This is a genomic window from Exiguobacterium sp. s140 (assembly GCF_018617035.1).
GTDB lineage: Bacteria > Bacillota > Bacilli > Exiguobacteriales > Exiguobacteriaceae > Exiguobacterium > Exiguobacterium profundum.
The window spans coordinates 409,407-425,291 of sequence record NZ_JACSJK010000001.1; the positions used below are offsets into that span (position 1 = coordinate 409,407).

Consider the following 15,885-nt stretch of genomic DNA (forward strand, 5'->3'; position numbering starts at 1 on the left):
ATGGCTTTACCGAACAGTGAGTTCAAGAATACGAAGAACTTGATGAATCGTGAGACCGTGTCTCAACGAATTAAACGACGTTTACAATTGAATGAAATATTTAAGTACATCTTTTTGGCGGGACTCGTCTTTGCACTCGTTGTCTTATCGACATTGATTTATGACATCGTGTCCAAAGGGGCAGGGTGGGTCAATCTCGATTTCTTACGCAACTTCCCGTCGCGCCGTCCTGAACAGGCTGGATTATATCCTGCGTTGATTGGGTCGTTATGGCTCATGCTATTGATCGTACCGATGGTGTTTGTCATCGGTGTTGGAGCGGCAATTTACTTGGAAGAATACGCTCCGAAAAATCGCATGACTTCGTTTATTGAAGTCAACATTTCGAACTTGGCAGGCGTTCCGTCAATCGTATTCGGGTTGCTTGGATTGACGATTTTCGTTCGAGTCATGGAATTAGGGAACTCGATTCTGGCCGGTGCCTTGACGCTCGGTCTCATGAGTTTGCCGATTGTCATCGTGGCCTCACAGGAAGCGCTACGAGCAGTCAAAATGGAATTACGACACGCTTCGCTAGCGCTCGGGGCATCGAAGTGGCAGACGACATTTAACGTCGTGTTACCTTCGGCGTTGCCAGGGATCATTACGGGAATTATCCTAGCGGTTTCTCGTGCGATTGGTGAAACGGCTCCACTCATCATGGTCGGAGCGGCAACATTCATTTCAACGACACCGAGTAATATTTTCTCTGACTTCACGGCCCTCCCGATCCAGATTTACAACTGGACGAGCCGACCACAACCAGAGTTCCAAAACTTAGCAGCAGCAGGGATCATCGTACTCATGACGATGCTCATCGCGATGAACTCGGTTGCAATCTATATTCGAAACAAATATACAAATCGACACTAAGTCTTTTTTGCAGATGAATGAGGAGGAAGCTCGAGATGATGAAACAACAAGAGCTCAACAAAGGAGATCAAAACGTGAATACAACTACGACAGAACCGACAACGACTGAGATGAAAAAAGATAGCGCCTATGTCGTCAACAATTTGAACTTGTGGTATGGAGAAGACCAGGCTTTGATTGACGTCAACCTCGATATTAAAAAGAATGAAGTCACGGCAATCATTGGACCATCTGGGTGCGGTAAATCGACGTTCATTAAGACTCTAAACCGTATGGTCGAACTCGTTCCATCGGTTCGGACGAACGGTGAAATCTTGTATCATGGTCGTAACATCTTCGACCGTGGATATAAAGTAGAAGACTTGCGTACATCGGTCGGGATGGTATTCCAACAACCGAACCCGTTCCCAAAATCGGTCTATGACAACGTGGCATACGGACCGCGGACGCACGGAATCAAAAATAAGAAAGTACTCGATGAAATTGTCGAGCGTTCATTACGTGGTGCGGCAATCTGGGATGAAGTAAAAGATCGATTGAATGAGAATGCGTACGGACTTTCAGGTGGACAACAACAACGTCTCTGTATCGCGCGTACGTTAGCGATTGAACCGGATGTCATCTTAATGGACGAGCCGACGTCTGCCCTTGATCCGATTTCTACATTGAAAGTGGAAGAATTGGTACAAGAGTTGAAAGAACAATATTCAATCATCATCGTGACACATAACATGCAACAAGCTGCCCGTGTTTCGGATAAAACGGCATTCTTCTTAAATGGAGAAGTTGTCGAGTTCGATGTAACAGATAAGATTTTCTCGAATCCATCTGACAAACGGACGGAAGACTATATTTCTGGCCGTTTCGGTTAAGGAGGAGACTGGATTGATGGCACAAAACCGCACATTTTTTGATACGAAATTGACTGAATTAGAAGATAAAGTTGTACGATTGGCAAACTTGACGATGCGCCAAACGGCGACGGCAATCGAAGTGTTGGAAAAACATGATCTCGAATTGGCTAAAACCGTGATTGATAACGATAACGAGTTAGACGAGTTGGAGTTGACAATCAATGACGAAGCGATCCTATTGATTGCAAAACAGCAACCAGTCGCGACTGACTTACGACGTCTGATTGTGACGATGAAATCAGCGACAGATCTTGAACGCATTGCGGACTATGCGACAAACATCGCAAAAGCAGTGACACGAATCGAGCACGTTCCTTATGTGCTTGACATCCAACCGCTCAAGAAGATGGCCGAGCAGTTGATTGACATGCTTGAACTGGCGACACGTGCCTATCGTAAAGGTGAAGTGAGCCGTGTTCGTGAACTCAATGAGATGGACCGCGTGATTGATGACATCAATCTAACGGTGATTAAACAATATATCGGTTCTCTTCCGGCCATGACGGTTGGGACGAACGATGTATACGAATTCTCGAACATTGCTCGATACCTCGAACGGATGGGCGATCATGTGACGAACTTCGGAGAACATTTAATTTTCCTCGAAAAAGGGAAACATTATGATTTGAATCAATAAGATTAGTGGTAAAGAACAACAGTGCTGTTGTTCTTTATTTTTTTGGGCAGGAATACAAACTCAAGGAGCGAATAATAGTCTACATGGATTTTACATGAAGGGAGCCATATAGAGATGGAAGAGAAAATCGTATCCTTGAAACAACAAGGTCTTACGTTAAAACAGATTGCGGCAGAATTAGACGTCCCGATTGGCAAAGTCCAATACGCATGGCGTAAATGGAGAAATCAGCAACAGGAAGTGGAGGCGGTTGCCCCTGTGAAAAAAAAGCGTGAAACGAAGAAAGCAAAGACGTCGGTGACGCCCTCACGCAAACAAGTGGCATCAGCGAAAGAGACGGCCAACGTGTCGACTTCTCCACTTCTTGAAAAGGGTCCGGAAGGATACTGGAAGCTACCCGATCGGTACAACGTGGACTTTATGCATGCGGTCGTACAGTCTCCAAACGCAGTGTATGTATGCTGGGAAGTATCTGATCTCGTGAAAGAAACGTTAGTGCTTCAATTTATGCGACGCTGGGAAGAATTGCCGAAGGCGTTTCGCATCCTTGATGTTACGTTACTTGATTACAATAGCGGTCACGCAAACCGCTCCTATACATTCGATCTTCCTGAAATGACGAACAGCTGGTTCGTTCGCCCTCTCGACCCGAATACGACATATGTGTTTGAATTTGGGATTCGGACGATGGAAGGGGAGTTTCTCCCAATCGTCGCATCAAATCCGCTTGATACGCCGCGGGCAGAACCAGTTGGAGTCGGACGATTCGCAGAACCGGTCCGACGTTGGCAATACGGGGAAGTTGATTCTCCAGAACTACTTGATACGTTACCAAAATATGCAGCATACCGACTCGTGCGTTAAGGAGGACTTTTTATTATGAAACCTGGGTACTTTTCACTCGTCCTTCATGCTCATTTACCGTACGTTAGGCATGAAGAGAAACACCGTTTAGAAGAAAGATGGGTTTACGAGGCCATCTCTGAGACATATCTTCCGATTCTATGGCAAGTCGATCGCTTGAAGCGTCCCTTGCATTGGACGGTTAGTATTTCCCCACCTGTCGTTGAAATGCTTGCCGATCCTCTCATTCAGGATCGCTATGTGGAGCACTTAGACGATATGCTCGAATTGATTGCCCTCGAATTGTCTGAGGACCGAACAGACGAAGAAACAGCGACGTTACATTTTTATCGTCAACGATACCACGATTTAAAAAATACGTTCCTCCATTGGAATAAAAATTTGAATGAGGCGTTCCGTACATATCGTGAGGCAGGTTATATTGACATGGTGACATGTACGGCAACCCATGGCTTTAATCCACATCTCTTCACGGAACAGGCGGCGCGTGCTGAGATTCGCACAGGTTTGAACTGTTTCGAACGTCATTATGGGTTCCGTCCAACAGGCATCTGGTTACCAGAGTGTGCTTATACACCAGGAGTTGATCGGATTCTTTATGAAGAAGGAATTCGCTACACATTTGTCGATGAACATGCTCTTCTCGACGCAGATCCGACGCCAGAGAAAGGAATTGGAGCCCCTGTTTATTCACCACATGGCGTCGCGTTGTTCCCGCGGGATCAAATCATCTCAGGTAAAATTTGGAGTTCGATGATCGGATATCCAGGCCATCCGGATTATCGTGAGTTTTACCGCGATTTGGCATACGATCGGGACTGGGACTATATCCAGTCCTTCATGCATCCGGAAGGAATTCGTTTTGATACGGGTTTAAAAATGCACCGGATTACGGGTGATACGGATCAAAAGGATTTCTACGTGCGCGAATGGGCGGAACATCAAATTGAAAACCATGCGACCGATTTTGCCAAAACGTTAGAATCACATCTTGAAGCGCACGGTGCTCAGACATTCCCACCATTTTTAGTCACGGCTCCGTTCGATGCGGAGTTGTTCGGTCACTGGTGGTTTGAGGGGCCAGAGTTTCTTGGGAAAGTAGCAGAGAGACTTGCTGAATTTGGAATTGAAACCATCACGCCAGCGCTCTTCCTTGAACGTCACTTTAAAGATTTACAGACGGTCCACGTGTCGATGAATACATGGGGACGTAAAGGTTATGGTGAAGTTTGGATTAACGAAAGAAATGAGTGGATGCTTCGTCATTTGCACATGATGGAGATGCAACTCGTAAAAGATGTGGCGGACTATCGTAATCAATCGGAAGCTACGAATCGCGCCTTGAAACAATTAATCCGTCATTACGTATTGGCTGTGTCGAGTGACTGGGCGTTCATCTTGGATGGGCAAACGACGGCACAGTATGCCGCCGAACGGTTCCGTGAACACACACGACTCTTTGCAGAACTGGAAACGGCACTCTATCAGGATGGAGTATCCGAACAGTTGCTACATGATCATTACGCTGCATATCCATTTCTTCAGGATGAAGACATCGATATTGATTCGTTCCTATCTCCTCACGATTACTATGTGACAACCGAGCGGGAAGAAGAAAAACCAGCCATTTTGGTGCTCACGCCTGAATATCACGGTCATATCGTTGGAGGACTCGGAAGACGGGTCGTCGACGAAATCGAGGCGAGAGCGGACGATGGCGAAGTCGTCTATGTATTAACGCCATATCATGACGAGTTGCCTGAGTATGAGCGACAAGGAAACATACATGTGTATCGTGTTCGTCCAACTAGTCCATTTTTAGAGCATGTCATGAACCAGGTGGCAACACAAAATATCGCCTATGTAAAACTGGTTCATGAACTTTCGAAACGTGTTTCCTTCAAAGTGGTTCACCACTTCGATTGGATGACGATTCCTGCTGCAAGAGAACTTGCGCAATCCCTTGCGCTTCCGTTATACTCAACTATGTTGTCCTTTGAAGCGACTCGCAATCCGCATGGTCACGGTGGTTTATTCGATGCAATCCATCGAATCGAAAACAGCGTGTTTCCTGCATCAGAACGCGTATATGTCGGGGAAGAGATCTCGATTCACGACCTAAAACAATGGTATAAGGTGAGCGAGAACGTCAACACATGCCTACCTATAGAGACTTCTCCATATGGACAGGAATCAATGAAAAAGAACGTGAAATAACCTTGCTTTTTCATAAGAAACTTGGTAGGATAATTGAGTATGCTTAGACTGTAAAGCAAAAGCACTTGATACAACATCATTAAGATGGGAGTGAAAGAAATGCGCGTTAAAATTACATTAGCTTGCACAGAAACAGGCGATCGCACGTACATCACGAAGAAAAACAAACGTAACAACCCTGAGCGCCTCGAGTTGCGCAAATACAACCCACGTCTCCGTCGTCACACGCTTTACCGCGAAGTGAAGTAATGAGGGACCGGCCGTCACATATGTGGCGGCTTTTTTTGTAAGGAGGAATACGTTGTGGAAGAAAAAGCAGCGCTCCGGCGCACGATTCATCAATACATCAAACAAATGGCGGATCGACATCATGCGGACGAAGTCATTCACCAATCATTGTTTGCCTCGGACTTATGGATTGAAAGTCAAACGATCGCGCTAACGTTGTCACTACCGCTAGAAATTGATACGTCCCCGATTATTCATATGGCCTTTAAAGAAGGAAAAACGGTCTGCGTCCCGAAAGTAACGGAGCAGGGACTTACGTTTCACATCATTCATTCATTTGAAGATTTGGAAGAGGGCGTCATGAATATTTTAGAGCCGACCACTCCAGCGACGACGCAAGTGATTGACCTTTGTCTTGTCCCGGGGCGTGTTTTCGATCGAACCGGTTATCGCATCGGTTGGGGTGGGGGCTATTATGATCGCTTTTTAAAAACCTATAACGGTACAACACTTGCTTTGGCATATACCGTTCAGCTTGTCGATCATGTACCAACTGAACCGCACGACCTACCTGTTCAATGGATCGTAACAGAAAAGGAGATGATTCAGTGTTCGCCATATTCGCTGTAACATGTTTCGTCGCCTATCTCGGTTATCGGTTACGGTCGTTGACTCTCTCTGGGGCGCTGTTGACAGTCGTGACCGGTACGGTGATCGGATTCTCGTTCGGGTGGTTCGGTCTATACTTGCTTGGCGTGTTTTTTTCGACTTCTTCTCTCGCTTCGAAATATCGCTCTCACGATAAAAAAGGGGTCGATGAGATCGTCGAGAAGACGGGGGCTCGCGATGCCATGCAAGTGTTAGCTAACGGTGGGGTAGGGATTTTATGTGCACTCGGTTATCAATTGACGAATGACCCGGTCTACCTCTATATGTATGTCGTTTCCATCGCGGCGGCGACGAGCGATACGTGGGGATCTGAATTCGGTGTCCTATCGAAACTGAAACCTCGGTTCATGTTTACCTTTAAGCGAGTCGAACCGGGAACGAGTGGCGCCGTCTCGACGTTCGGTACCGTCATGTCGATGTTCGGTGCACTGTTGATTGTCGTATCCTCTCTTGTGTTCATCGACTTAAAGGTCACGCATCTCCTTTTATTATGGGTGATTGGATTAACTGGTAGCATCATTGACACGCTTCTCGGCGCGACATTCCAACGAACGTTTCGTTGTACAGTCTGCGGAAAATTGACGGAGAAAAAAATACATCACGACGTGCCGACGAGTTACGTGTCGGGATGGCGTTTTCTCGGAAATGATGCGGTAAATTTTCTTTCAGTATGTGGAGCGACGTTGATTTGTTTTTTTGTGTTTGGATGAGGGTAGTACAGAAAATGAAGGTGTTCCAAACGAATGTGAATATTGTCACAATATCGCCAAAGTGAAAACGGTTTCCGCTGTAGTTTGAGTTTGTGAATGATGTTACAATCTATTTGTAACAGAGATAACAAAAACATGAAACAGATTGTTTGAAGGGTGGAGAATCATTATGGAAACATTAAATCATGCTAAAGTAACACGAGTCGCACTTGTAGGGGCTGGGGCAGTAGGTGCGAGTTTCGCTTACCAGTTGACGACAGCTAGTCTATGTGAAGAACTTGTCATCATCGATATCAATAAAGCGAAGGCAGAAGGAGAAGCGATGGACTTGAACCATGGGGTTTCATTCGCTTCATCACCGATGCGCGTCTGGGCAGGGGACTATTCGGATTGTGGCGTCGCTGATATCGTGGTCATCACTGCTGGCGCACCACAGCGTCCAGGTGAAACACGTCTTGATCTCGTTGAAAAAAATGCGAAGATTATGAAATCTATGATTTCAGACATCATGGACTCTGGTTTTGACGGAATTATCATTATTGCTTCAAACCCGGTCGACATCATGACACATCTCGCATGGAAATATTCTGGTCTTCCGAAACATCGTGTCTTCGGTTCAGGAACAGTGCTTGATACGTCTCGCTTGCGTTACATGCTCGGAGACTATTTCAACGTCGACCCGCGTAACTGTCACGCCTACATTATGGGTGAGCATGGTGATACGGAGTTTGCTGCCTGGAGCAACGCTCGTATATATGGAAAATCGGTCGAGCAACTACTTGAAGAGCATGATGAGTACAGCTGGGAAGACCTTGAAGACATCTATGTCAACGTTCGTGACGCAGCATATCATATCATTGAACGTAAAGGTGCGACGTACTATGCGATTGGACTCGGTCTCCTTCGGTTGGTCAAGGCTGTCCTTCGTAACGAGAACACGTTGTTGACAGTCGGTGCCCATCTTGATGGTGAGTATGGATTGCACGATATCCATATCGGTGTACCAGCGATTATCAACCGTCAAGGCGTTCGTGAAGTCGTTGAGATTGAGTTGTCACAAGAAGAGCATGAGAAAATGCAACATTCTGCGAACGTACTCATGAAAACGATGGAACCTGTCTTGTAATCTCCATCCTTTGGAAACCCGTAGCCATTTGGTTACGGGTTTTTATACATATAGAACGAATCATCGTTTGGTCGTGGGTCGTGTCGTGATTTACAATAGAATTGAGAGAGAGGAGGGGTTTCGTTGGCGACAACTTGTTTTTGGGAAGATATTTATCGAAAGGTCGAAAACGGTGGGCGAATTGAAGGCATACTCGAACCCTCCCGTGCGGTCATCTTATTCGATACGAAAGCAGGTGATCGGTATGATTTGTTCATTCAGACTGAAAAAGCATGGGCGAATCACGTTGGGATGGATATACACGCGATTTTGAACGCATTTCGCTTATCTCGCATCGGGCGGAAACGATTGACCATTCATGTTTATGGTGAGCGTCTCGTGGATGAAGAGCGTGTAGACTCGTTGACGTTTCAAATCCCTGCGAAAGTGACATTGTCCCGTTCGATTTGCACACCGACTATGGAAGAAGACCGGTTCCGACTGCTAGCGGTCTCCCTCGACCGGAAAAAGAAAGCGGATCTGAAGAAACGATTTTCCTTCGGAAAACCACAAGTGGTGTATGGGCTACTGTTCGTCACCTTTTTAGTCATGTGGTTAGCCGAATCGGTCGGTTCGACGCTTGATCCAAACACGTTGGTCGCATTCGGGGCCAAAGTGAACCCGTTGATTGAACAAGGGGAATGGTGGCGTTTGATTACACCGATGTTCCTGCATATCGGTTGGTTCCACTTTGCGATTAATATGTTTGCACTCTGGTCGCTCGGTCCGCTCGTCGAACGGATGTACGGCTCCATACGATTTTTAATCATCTACCTGCTCAGTGGAATATTAGCGACATCCGCATCGTTTGCATTCAGCGAATCGATATCAGCAGGCGCTTCAGGGGCGCTATTTGGATTGGTCGGTGCGCTCTTGTACTTTGGGTTGCGGGATCGTTCTCTCTTCATGAAGACGCTCGGACCTCCGCTCTTTATTATGTTAGGATTAAACGTAGGACTTGCGTTTGTATTAGGTGCAGGTCTTGACCATTTCGCGCATGCGGGAGGTCTGATTGGTGGTTTTGTCGTCTCGGGGGTCGTCGGGCTACCGGATGAGAAGAACCGTATACAACGAATCTTATTTTCCGTACTCACCATCTCGATGTTTGGACTATTCGTCGGGTACGGATTTTGGTAAGGGGAGAATTCAATGATTGAAACATTAAAAACACTCGTTAACATCCCGAGTCCTTCCGGGATGACGGAAGAGGCCATCCGCTTCGCGGAGCAAGAATTGAATGCACTGGGTGTCAAGACGTCACGTCTACATAAAGGGGCACTGCTGGCCACATTTTCAGGTCGTTCTGGCAAGGCGCGTCTGTTGACGGCACACGTGGACACACTCGGTGCGATGGTCAAAGACATCTTGCCGAGCGGGCGTCTTCGTTTGACTCAAGTGGGAGGATACGCATGGACGGCGATTGAGGGAGAGAACTGCCTCGTCCACCGTGAAGAAGGAGAGGCGATTGAAGGAACGATCTTGATCCATCAGTCAAGTGTTCACGTCTATAAGGACACGAACTCTGCCGAGCGATCTGCATCAAACATCGAAGTCCGATTGGATGAAAAAGTGCATTCTCGTGAAGATGTGACGGCGCTTGGGATTGAGATCGGGGACTTCGTTTCATTCGACCCTCGCTTTCAAGTGACCTCTTCAGGATACGTGAAATCACGCCACTTGGATGATAAGGCATCGGTCGCCATTCTATTGGACCTTGCGAAAGACTTAATCCGTTATGACTTACCGCATACCGTTCACTTCTTGATCTCGAATTATGAAGAGGTCGGATTTGGAGGGAACGCGGGTATTCCGGAAGACGTCGTGGAATACATTGCCGTTGATATGGGTGCGCTCGGGGATGGACAGCATTCCGATGAGTATACAGTCTCGATTTGTGCCAAGGATTCATCTGGACCGTATGATATCGGGTTACGACGGAAGTTCACGGCGTTATGTAAAGCTCATGAGATCGCGTATAAGGTAGATATTTATCCGTACTATGGGTCAGATGCGTCAGCGGCGATTCGAGCAGGGTATGATGTGCGACATGCCTTGATTGGGCCAGGAATCGAATCGAGCCATAGTTATGAGCGAACGCATCTGTCATCACTGGAAGCAACGCGAGAATTGTTAAATCGTTATGTACAATCGACGATGGAGGAAGAAGCATGAAAAACTTTTATGATGTCCAACAGTTTTTAAAATCGTTCGGTACCATTATTTACATCGGAGAACGGGATGCTGAAATCTCACTCATGATGATGGAACTCGACGAATTGTATGAAGGGGGCATCATCGAACAACGTGTGTACGATACGGCCAAAATCATTTTGACCCACGAATTAAAAAATTCAACAGATTGACAGAAATCCCCTTAGTGCAAAGGGTTGCACTAAGGGGATAATAGTGTACACTATTCAATGAAAGCGATTTAGTTGAGATGAGGAGTGAACGGTATGAAATGGTTATTAGGTATCGACATCGGTGGTACGACGGTGAAGATGGCCGTTTTAGACATGAACGGCATCATTTCGGATAAGTGGGAAGTCAAAACGGATATTCGAGAGAATGGTGTACATATTCCAAAAGACATCGCAGCTTCTTTTGAAACATACTTACAAACATCAGGTAAGAAGAAAGAAGATTTTGCGGGTGCAGGAATCGGGGCACCAGGATTCGTCGACTTCTCAGAAGGAGTTGTCGAATATTCTCCGAACATCGGGTGGAAAGATTTTGCACTCGTGAGTGAGTTCGAAAAAGCAGTCGGTCTTCCGGCCGTGCTCGAAAATGATGCGAACGCCGCGGCCCTTGGTGAGATGTGGAAAGGTGCCGGCGAAGGGGCGTCAGAATTATTGGCGATCACGCTCGGTACAGGTGTCGGTGGTGGCGTGATCACGAACGGGAATATCGTTCATGGGACGGCAGGAATGGCCGGAGAAATCGGGCATATTACCGTGGAACGAGACGAAACGAAGGCTGTGAAGTGTGGTTGTGGTCGCCTCGGGTGTATCGAGACGATTGCTTCAGCGACCGGCATCTCGCGTCTGGCGTTACAGAAGCGTAAGAATCAACATACTTCATTAAACGAGTTAAAAGAAGTGACTGCACGTGACGTGTTTGAAGCATATAAGGCTGGTGACTCGATCGCGACAGAAGTCATTGACGAGATGACGGAATACCTCGGCTTGACCATCTCAAACATCGCGAACACGCTCAATCCGAAAATGATTGTCATCGGTGGAGGCGTCTCAAAAGCTGGCGACGCATTATTGGAGCCGCTTGATGCACAGTTCAAACGGTTTGCGCTCGAGCGGGTATACGAGTCGACAACATTCAAAATCGCTGAACTCGAAAACGATGCCGGTGTGATTGGATGTGCTTGGCTGGCACGGAAACACTTCCTTCCGACACGAGTATGAAACGGACGCGTCTGCACATTGCAGGCGTGTTTTTTTGTGGGAAAGGGTATGGGATATTGTAAAATTTGTAACGTCACAGTTGATTTTTTATTAAAAAAGGGGTAAGATTTGGACTTGATACTGGACGTGTACTATTCAATCCGAATTGTACAATGAATGAACAAATATAAATAAAGAATGGCAACTAAAACATGCCGAAAACTGAAAAGAGGAGGAGACCGTCAGATGAATTCATCTCAACGCTTTTCGAAGCTATCGACGAGACTGAACGACACGGTCCGCGCTTCGTTTCAAGAATATCGTCTATTTTGGATTTTTACGTTATTGCTTTGGACGAAGACGTATATCGTCTATCAATTTTTCTTCAACATTCCGATTGAAAACACCGCACAAGCTTTCATCTTACTGATTAGCCCAATCAGTTCGACATTATTCTTGTTTGCCTTCCATTTCTTCTTTAAAGGTAATAAACAAAAATGGGTGCTCTACACGCTCTATGCGATTGCATCGTTTATCTTGTTTGCGGACGCCGTGTATTATCGGGAATTCACGGACTATTTGACAATGCCTGTCATCATGCAACCATCGAACATGGAAACGTTATCGACATCATTCACTTCGCTTCTTGAATGGAAAGATTTAATCATTCTTGGTGACGTGTTTATCCTTCCGTTTATCTTATGGCGAATGAACATGAAAGAGAATGCAGCTTCACATCGACGTGCGCTCGTCACATTCGTCGTAGCGGTCTCTGTCTTCTTGTTCAACCTTTCGCTAGCAGAAACGGAACGACCTGAATTGTTGACTCGTTCATTTGACCGTGAGCTGTTGGTGAAAAACATCGGAACATTTAACTTCCATGTGTATGATGCCATGCTCCAAACGAAAACATCGGCTCAAAAAGCGATGGCGGATGAATCAGAACTCGCAACGATTGAACAATTCACCCGTCAAAACTATGCGGCGCCGAATCCGGATTTATTCGGAAAATATAAAGGGAAAAATGTCATCGTGGTTTCATTCGAATCTGCGCAGAATTTTACTCACAACATGAAGGCGCCGAATGGAGAGTACATCACGCCGAACTTGAACAAACTGATTGAAGAGTCTCACTACTGGCCGAACTACTACCATACAGTCGGTCAAGGGAAGACTTCTGATGCTGAGTTCGCACTCGATAACTCACTATATGGACTCCCGCGTGGTGCTGTATACTTTACGAACGCCGATAACGAATATCAAGCGCTCCCTGAGTTGGTCAAGGACGAAAATTATTACTCAGCCGTGTTCCATGCGAATAACAAATCGTTCTGGAACCGCGATCAAATGTACAAGAACATTGGCGTCGATCAATTCTTTGATGAAAAGAGTTATGACCTCGGGAATCCTGAAGACATGACAGAATGGGGTCTCTTAGACGATAGTTTCTTCGAACAATCTATTCCAATGCTTCAAGAATTGCCTGAACCGTACTACGCGAAGTTCATCACATTGACGAACCACTTCCCGTACACGATGCCAAGTGAAGACTATGAGCTTGTACCAAAATTTGAAACGAGCTCAACTACGTTGAACAACTTCCCGCAAGCACTAGCTTATCAAGATTACGCACTCGGTCTCTTCATCGACCAGTTGAAAGAGAATGGAATGTGGGAAGATACAATCTTTGTCGTCTACGGTGACCATTATGGTATTTCGACGAACCACAACAGTGCGATGGCAGAGCTACTTGGGAAAGATGAGTTGACACCATTCGACGTGGCGAAATTGCAACAAGTTCCGTTTGCCATTCACTTACCTGACCAGAAAGAAGGGGAAGTGCATGAGACGATCGGTAGTCATGTCGACATGAAACCGACCATCTTGCACTTACTTGGAATCGACACGTCAGATACGATTGGATTCGGAAACGACTTATTCTCTGAAAATCGAAACAGCCGCGCGATTTTCCGCGACGGAACGGTCGTGACGGATGAATATGTTTGGACACAGTCGACATGTTATAACGCGACTTCTGGTGAAGTAGTCGAAGATACGTCGTTATGTGGTCCGATGACGGAAGAAGCGGAAAAAATCTTGCAAATGAACGATGATTTGATTTACTCCGACTTACTCCGTTTCAAAGAACAAACTGAAGAATAATGAGTACGGACCAAGTCACATAGTGATTTGGTCCGTTTTATGTAACAGAGGGAATGAACGTAAAAAAAGGCATAAAAAAAGCGACCGAAGTCGCTTGATGATTGCATATGCGAATCATTAACCTGGAATTCCACCGTAGATCAACGTGGCGACACCAAAGAATCCGAATACGAGTACAGTTAAACCTGCAAAAACGAGCGGAAAGAATTGGCGTTTTTGGAATGAACGAAGCATTCCCCAAATAGCCACAATCGCGACGATGACGGAAATCCATCCGAACGGTTCATACAAATGCATGACGAGTTCCCCCTTTAATTATACGTCATGAAATTCATAAAAATTTCACTGAAATATCATTATTATTTTATCCGATTATAGAGTCGCTGTCGAGCAAAGGTTGACATCGAAACAATTTTGCCACAATATTGTTTTGAATAAGAAGGGGATGAATGCTATGCAAATCAAAAAGATTACGTCTGGCTTGGCACAAGAGAACGGCTATGTGATTGAAAAAGGCGGCACTGTCGTCGTCATTGACCCCGGAACGGATGACCCGAGGTTCTTCGATACAATCGAACGTTTCGGTACACTTTCAGCAATCTTGTTGACTCATGCACATTTCGATCATATCGGAGGAATCGATGCGCTCCGTGAACGTTACCAGGTACCAGTCTATGTACACCGCTTAGAAGCGGATTGGCTGACAGATGGAGAAAAGAATGGCGCTTCTGCGTTCAACTTGCCGATACCATCGATGAAACCGGCAGAAAAAACATACGAAGGTGATGTATTAGAAATTGGGAACATCGTATTTCGAATCTATCACACGCCGGGTCATTCCCCAGGGAGTGTCGTATTGTATATGGATGATGAAAGAATCGCCTTTTGTGGTGACTTGATCTTTAAGCAATCCGTCGGACGGACAGACCTGTTCGGTGGAGACCAGTCGACATTAATGGGGTCCATCGATCGGATGAAGCAGCTCCTTTCCGATGAGACGACGTTATACTCGGGGCACGGTCCTATTACGACGCTAGAAGAAGAAAAGCGGACAAATCCGTTCTTCACATAAAAAAAGATTGTCTCCGGCGAGACAATCTTTTTTTACATTTGGAAGTTGCTCCAATACGTAAAGACAACGAAGAAAATTGTCAAATACGCGCCGAAGACATATACATACGTTTTTTCAGTTAGTTTTAAGTAACCAAGAGCGACGAAGAAAATCGTTTGTGCTAAGAAGACAAGTCCCATAACGATAAAGTCGCCAGTATGTTCACTACTACTTTGGTCGCCGCCTAGTGCGCCTACGAAAGCAAGTGCCGCTACTAGTCCAGTCCAAAAGCCTAGGACACGAAACATTCTTGCCATGTTAATCCCCCCATACGTGCATTATTCCATTCTCATTCACTATTTTACCAACACATTCGAAAAAATGCTATGGAAACGTGATAATTGAGCAAAATAATCGTGAAAAATATGTGAAATCATTTCGGTAAATAAAGTTGTACAAAATTTATAAAAAAGTTGCACAAAACATGTACAAACGGGGTATAGAGATGTATAATCAACTTATACAAAATGAGCGAAGTGAAAGTTGAATGAGGGAGGAACATAAAAATGGCATCAGAACTAATGTTTTACACGTATCCAAGCTGTACTTCTTGTCGGAAGACGAAAGCGTTTTTACAAGAACAAGAACTTCAAGTGAGTGAGCGTCACATTTTCAGAGATGCACCAACAGTTGACGAATTGTTGCAGCTCCTTGCAATCAGTGAGGAAGGAGTCGACTCTCTCCTTGCGACACGAAGCCAGGCCTTCAAACAACTTGATGTTGACGTGGAGGATTTGAAATTAAGCGAGCTTCTTAAGCTGATGAGCGAAAACCCAAAACTTTTGAAGCGTCCAATCTTAACTGATGGAAAAGAAGTGATTGTCGGATATGACAAGGTTTCAATCGAAACATATGCACGTCGCCACAACACTGCAGCGGTTCAAGTTTCATAAAACA

General features: G+C 45.7%; 18 protein-coding genes. 16 read left to right on the top strand and 2 right to left on the bottom strand.

The window, feature by feature from the left end; translation table 11 throughout:
• From pstA to KNO61_RS02165, 14 genes are all read left to right on the top strand, one after another.
• A complete protein-coding gene (gene pstA / locus KNO61_RS02100; RefSeq protein WP_214684021.1) occupies window positions 1–912 on the top strand; it encodes a phosphate ABC transporter permease PstA in 912 nt (303 codons plus the stop codon).
• Between the two features lie 110 nt (window positions 913–1,022).
• Window positions 1,023–1,784, top strand: coding sequence for a phosphate ABC transporter ATP-binding protein PstB (gene pstB, locus KNO61_RS02105; RefSeq protein ID WP_224862754.1), 762 nt, complete (start codon window positions 1,023–1,025; stop codon window positions 1,782–1,784).
• 16 nt (window positions 1,785–1,800) lie between these two features.
• On the top strand, window positions 1,801–2,463 hold the full coding sequence (phoU, locus tag KNO61_RS02110) for a phosphate signaling complex protein PhoU (RefSeq protein ID WP_012726611.1): 663 nt from the start codon (window positions 1,801–1,803) through the stop codon (window positions 2,461–2,463).
• A gap of 114 nt (window positions 2,464–2,577) precedes the next feature.
• Window positions 2,578–3,327, top strand: a complete 750-nt coding sequence (locus tag KNO61_RS02115; RefSeq protein WP_078147128.1) for a DUF4912 domain-containing protein — start codon at window positions 2,578–2,580, stop codon at window positions 3,325–3,327.
• 15 nt (window positions 3,328–3,342) lie between these two features.
• Window positions 3,343–5,544 carry a 1,4-alpha-glucan branching protein domain-containing protein gene (locus KNO61_RS02120; RefSeq protein ID WP_078147127.1) on the top strand — a complete coding sequence of 734 codons (2,202 nt, stop codon included), beginning with the start codon at window positions 3,343–3,345 and terminating at the stop codon, window positions 5,542–5,544.
• Window positions 5,545–5,628: 84 nt separating this feature from the next.
• On the top strand, window positions 5,629–5,793 hold the full coding sequence (gene rpmG, locus KNO61_RS02125) for a 50S ribosomal protein L33 (RefSeq protein ID WP_255313299.1): 165 nt from the start codon (window positions 5,629–5,631) through the stop codon (window positions 5,791–5,793).
• 54 nt (window positions 5,794–5,847) lie between these two features.
• The gene (locus KNO61_RS02130) at window positions 5,848–6,402 is read left to right on the top strand and encodes a 5-formyltetrahydrofolate cyclo-ligase (RefSeq protein ID WP_078147126.1); all 555 of its coding nucleotides are present in this window, start codon (window positions 5,848–5,850) and stop codon (window positions 6,400–6,402) included.
• Window positions 6,381–7,151 carry a DUF92 domain-containing protein gene (locus KNO61_RS02135; RefSeq protein WP_214872563.1) on the top strand — a complete coding sequence of 257 codons (771 nt, stop codon included), beginning with the start codon at window positions 6,381–6,383 and terminating at the stop codon, window positions 7,149–7,151. The genes KNO61_RS02130 and KNO61_RS02135 overlap by 22 nt, the downstream gene beginning before the upstream one ends.
• A gap of 169 nt (window positions 7,152–7,320) precedes the next feature.
• A complete protein-coding gene (locus KNO61_RS02140) occupies window positions 7,321–8,277 on the top strand; it encodes an L-lactate dehydrogenase (protein ID WP_012726605.1) in 957 nt (318 codons plus the stop codon).
• 123 nt (window positions 8,278–8,400) lie between these two features.
• Complete coding sequence (locus KNO61_RS02145) at window positions 8,401–9,453, top strand: rhomboid family intramembrane serine protease (protein WP_078147124.1); 1,053 nt, start codon at window positions 8,401–8,403, stop codon at window positions 9,451–9,453.
• A 12-nt stretch (window positions 9,454–9,465) separates the two neighbouring features.
• Window positions 9,466–10,488, top strand: a complete 1,023-nt coding sequence (locus KNO61_RS02150) for a M42 family metallopeptidase (RefSeq protein WP_214757429.1) — start codon at window positions 9,466–9,468, stop codon at window positions 10,486–10,488.
• Window positions 10,485–10,679, top strand: coding sequence for a YqgQ family protein (locus KNO61_RS02155; RefSeq protein WP_012726602.1), 195 nt, complete (start codon window positions 10,485–10,487; stop codon window positions 10,677–10,679). The genes KNO61_RS02150 and KNO61_RS02155 overlap by 4 nt, the downstream gene beginning before the upstream one ends.
• Before the next feature lie 93 nt (window positions 10,680–10,772).
• Window positions 10,773–11,735 carry an ROK family glucokinase gene (locus tag KNO61_RS02160; protein ID WP_214730511.1) on the top strand — a complete coding sequence of 321 codons (963 nt, stop codon included), beginning with the start codon at window positions 10,773–10,775 and terminating at the stop codon, window positions 11,733–11,735.
• Window positions 11,736–11,960: 225 nt separating this feature from the next.
• Complete coding sequence (locus KNO61_RS02165; RefSeq protein WP_214730513.1) at window positions 11,961–13,877, top strand: LTA synthase family protein; 1,917 nt, start codon at window positions 11,961–11,963, stop codon at window positions 13,875–13,877.
• A 117-nt stretch (window positions 13,878–13,994) separates the two neighbouring features.
• Here the strand turns inward: KNO61_RS02165 and KNO61_RS02170 are convergent, their stop codons facing one another.
• On the bottom strand, window positions 13,995–14,174 hold the full coding sequence (locus KNO61_RS02170) for a DUF2759 domain-containing protein (RefSeq protein ID WP_012726599.1): 180 nt from the start codon (window positions 14,172–14,174) through the stop codon (window positions 13,995–13,997).
• Between the two features lie 157 nt (window positions 14,175–14,331).
• Between KNO61_RS02170 and KNO61_RS02175 the strand changes: the two genes are divergently transcribed.
• Window positions 14,332–14,949, top strand: a complete 618-nt coding sequence (locus KNO61_RS02175; protein ID WP_214686947.1) for an MBL fold metallo-hydrolase — start codon at window positions 14,332–14,334, stop codon at window positions 14,947–14,949.
• Window positions 14,950–14,981: 32 nt separating this feature from the next.
• Here the strand turns inward: KNO61_RS02175 and KNO61_RS02180 are convergent, their stop codons facing one another.
• Window positions 14,982–15,245, bottom strand: coding sequence for a DUF2626 domain-containing protein (locus KNO61_RS02180; protein ID WP_012726597.1), 264 nt, complete (start codon window positions 15,243–15,245; stop codon window positions 14,982–14,984).
• A gap of 249 nt (window positions 15,246–15,494) precedes the next feature.
• Here KNO61_RS02180 and KNO61_RS02185 point away from each other — a divergent pair, with 249 nt between their 5' ends.
• Window positions 15,495–15,881, top strand: coding sequence for a Spx/MgsR family RNA polymerase-binding regulatory protein (locus KNO61_RS02185; RefSeq protein ID WP_012726596.1), 387 nt, complete (start codon window positions 15,495–15,497; stop codon window positions 15,879–15,881).
• Window positions 15,882–15,885 lie beyond the last annotated feature (4 nt).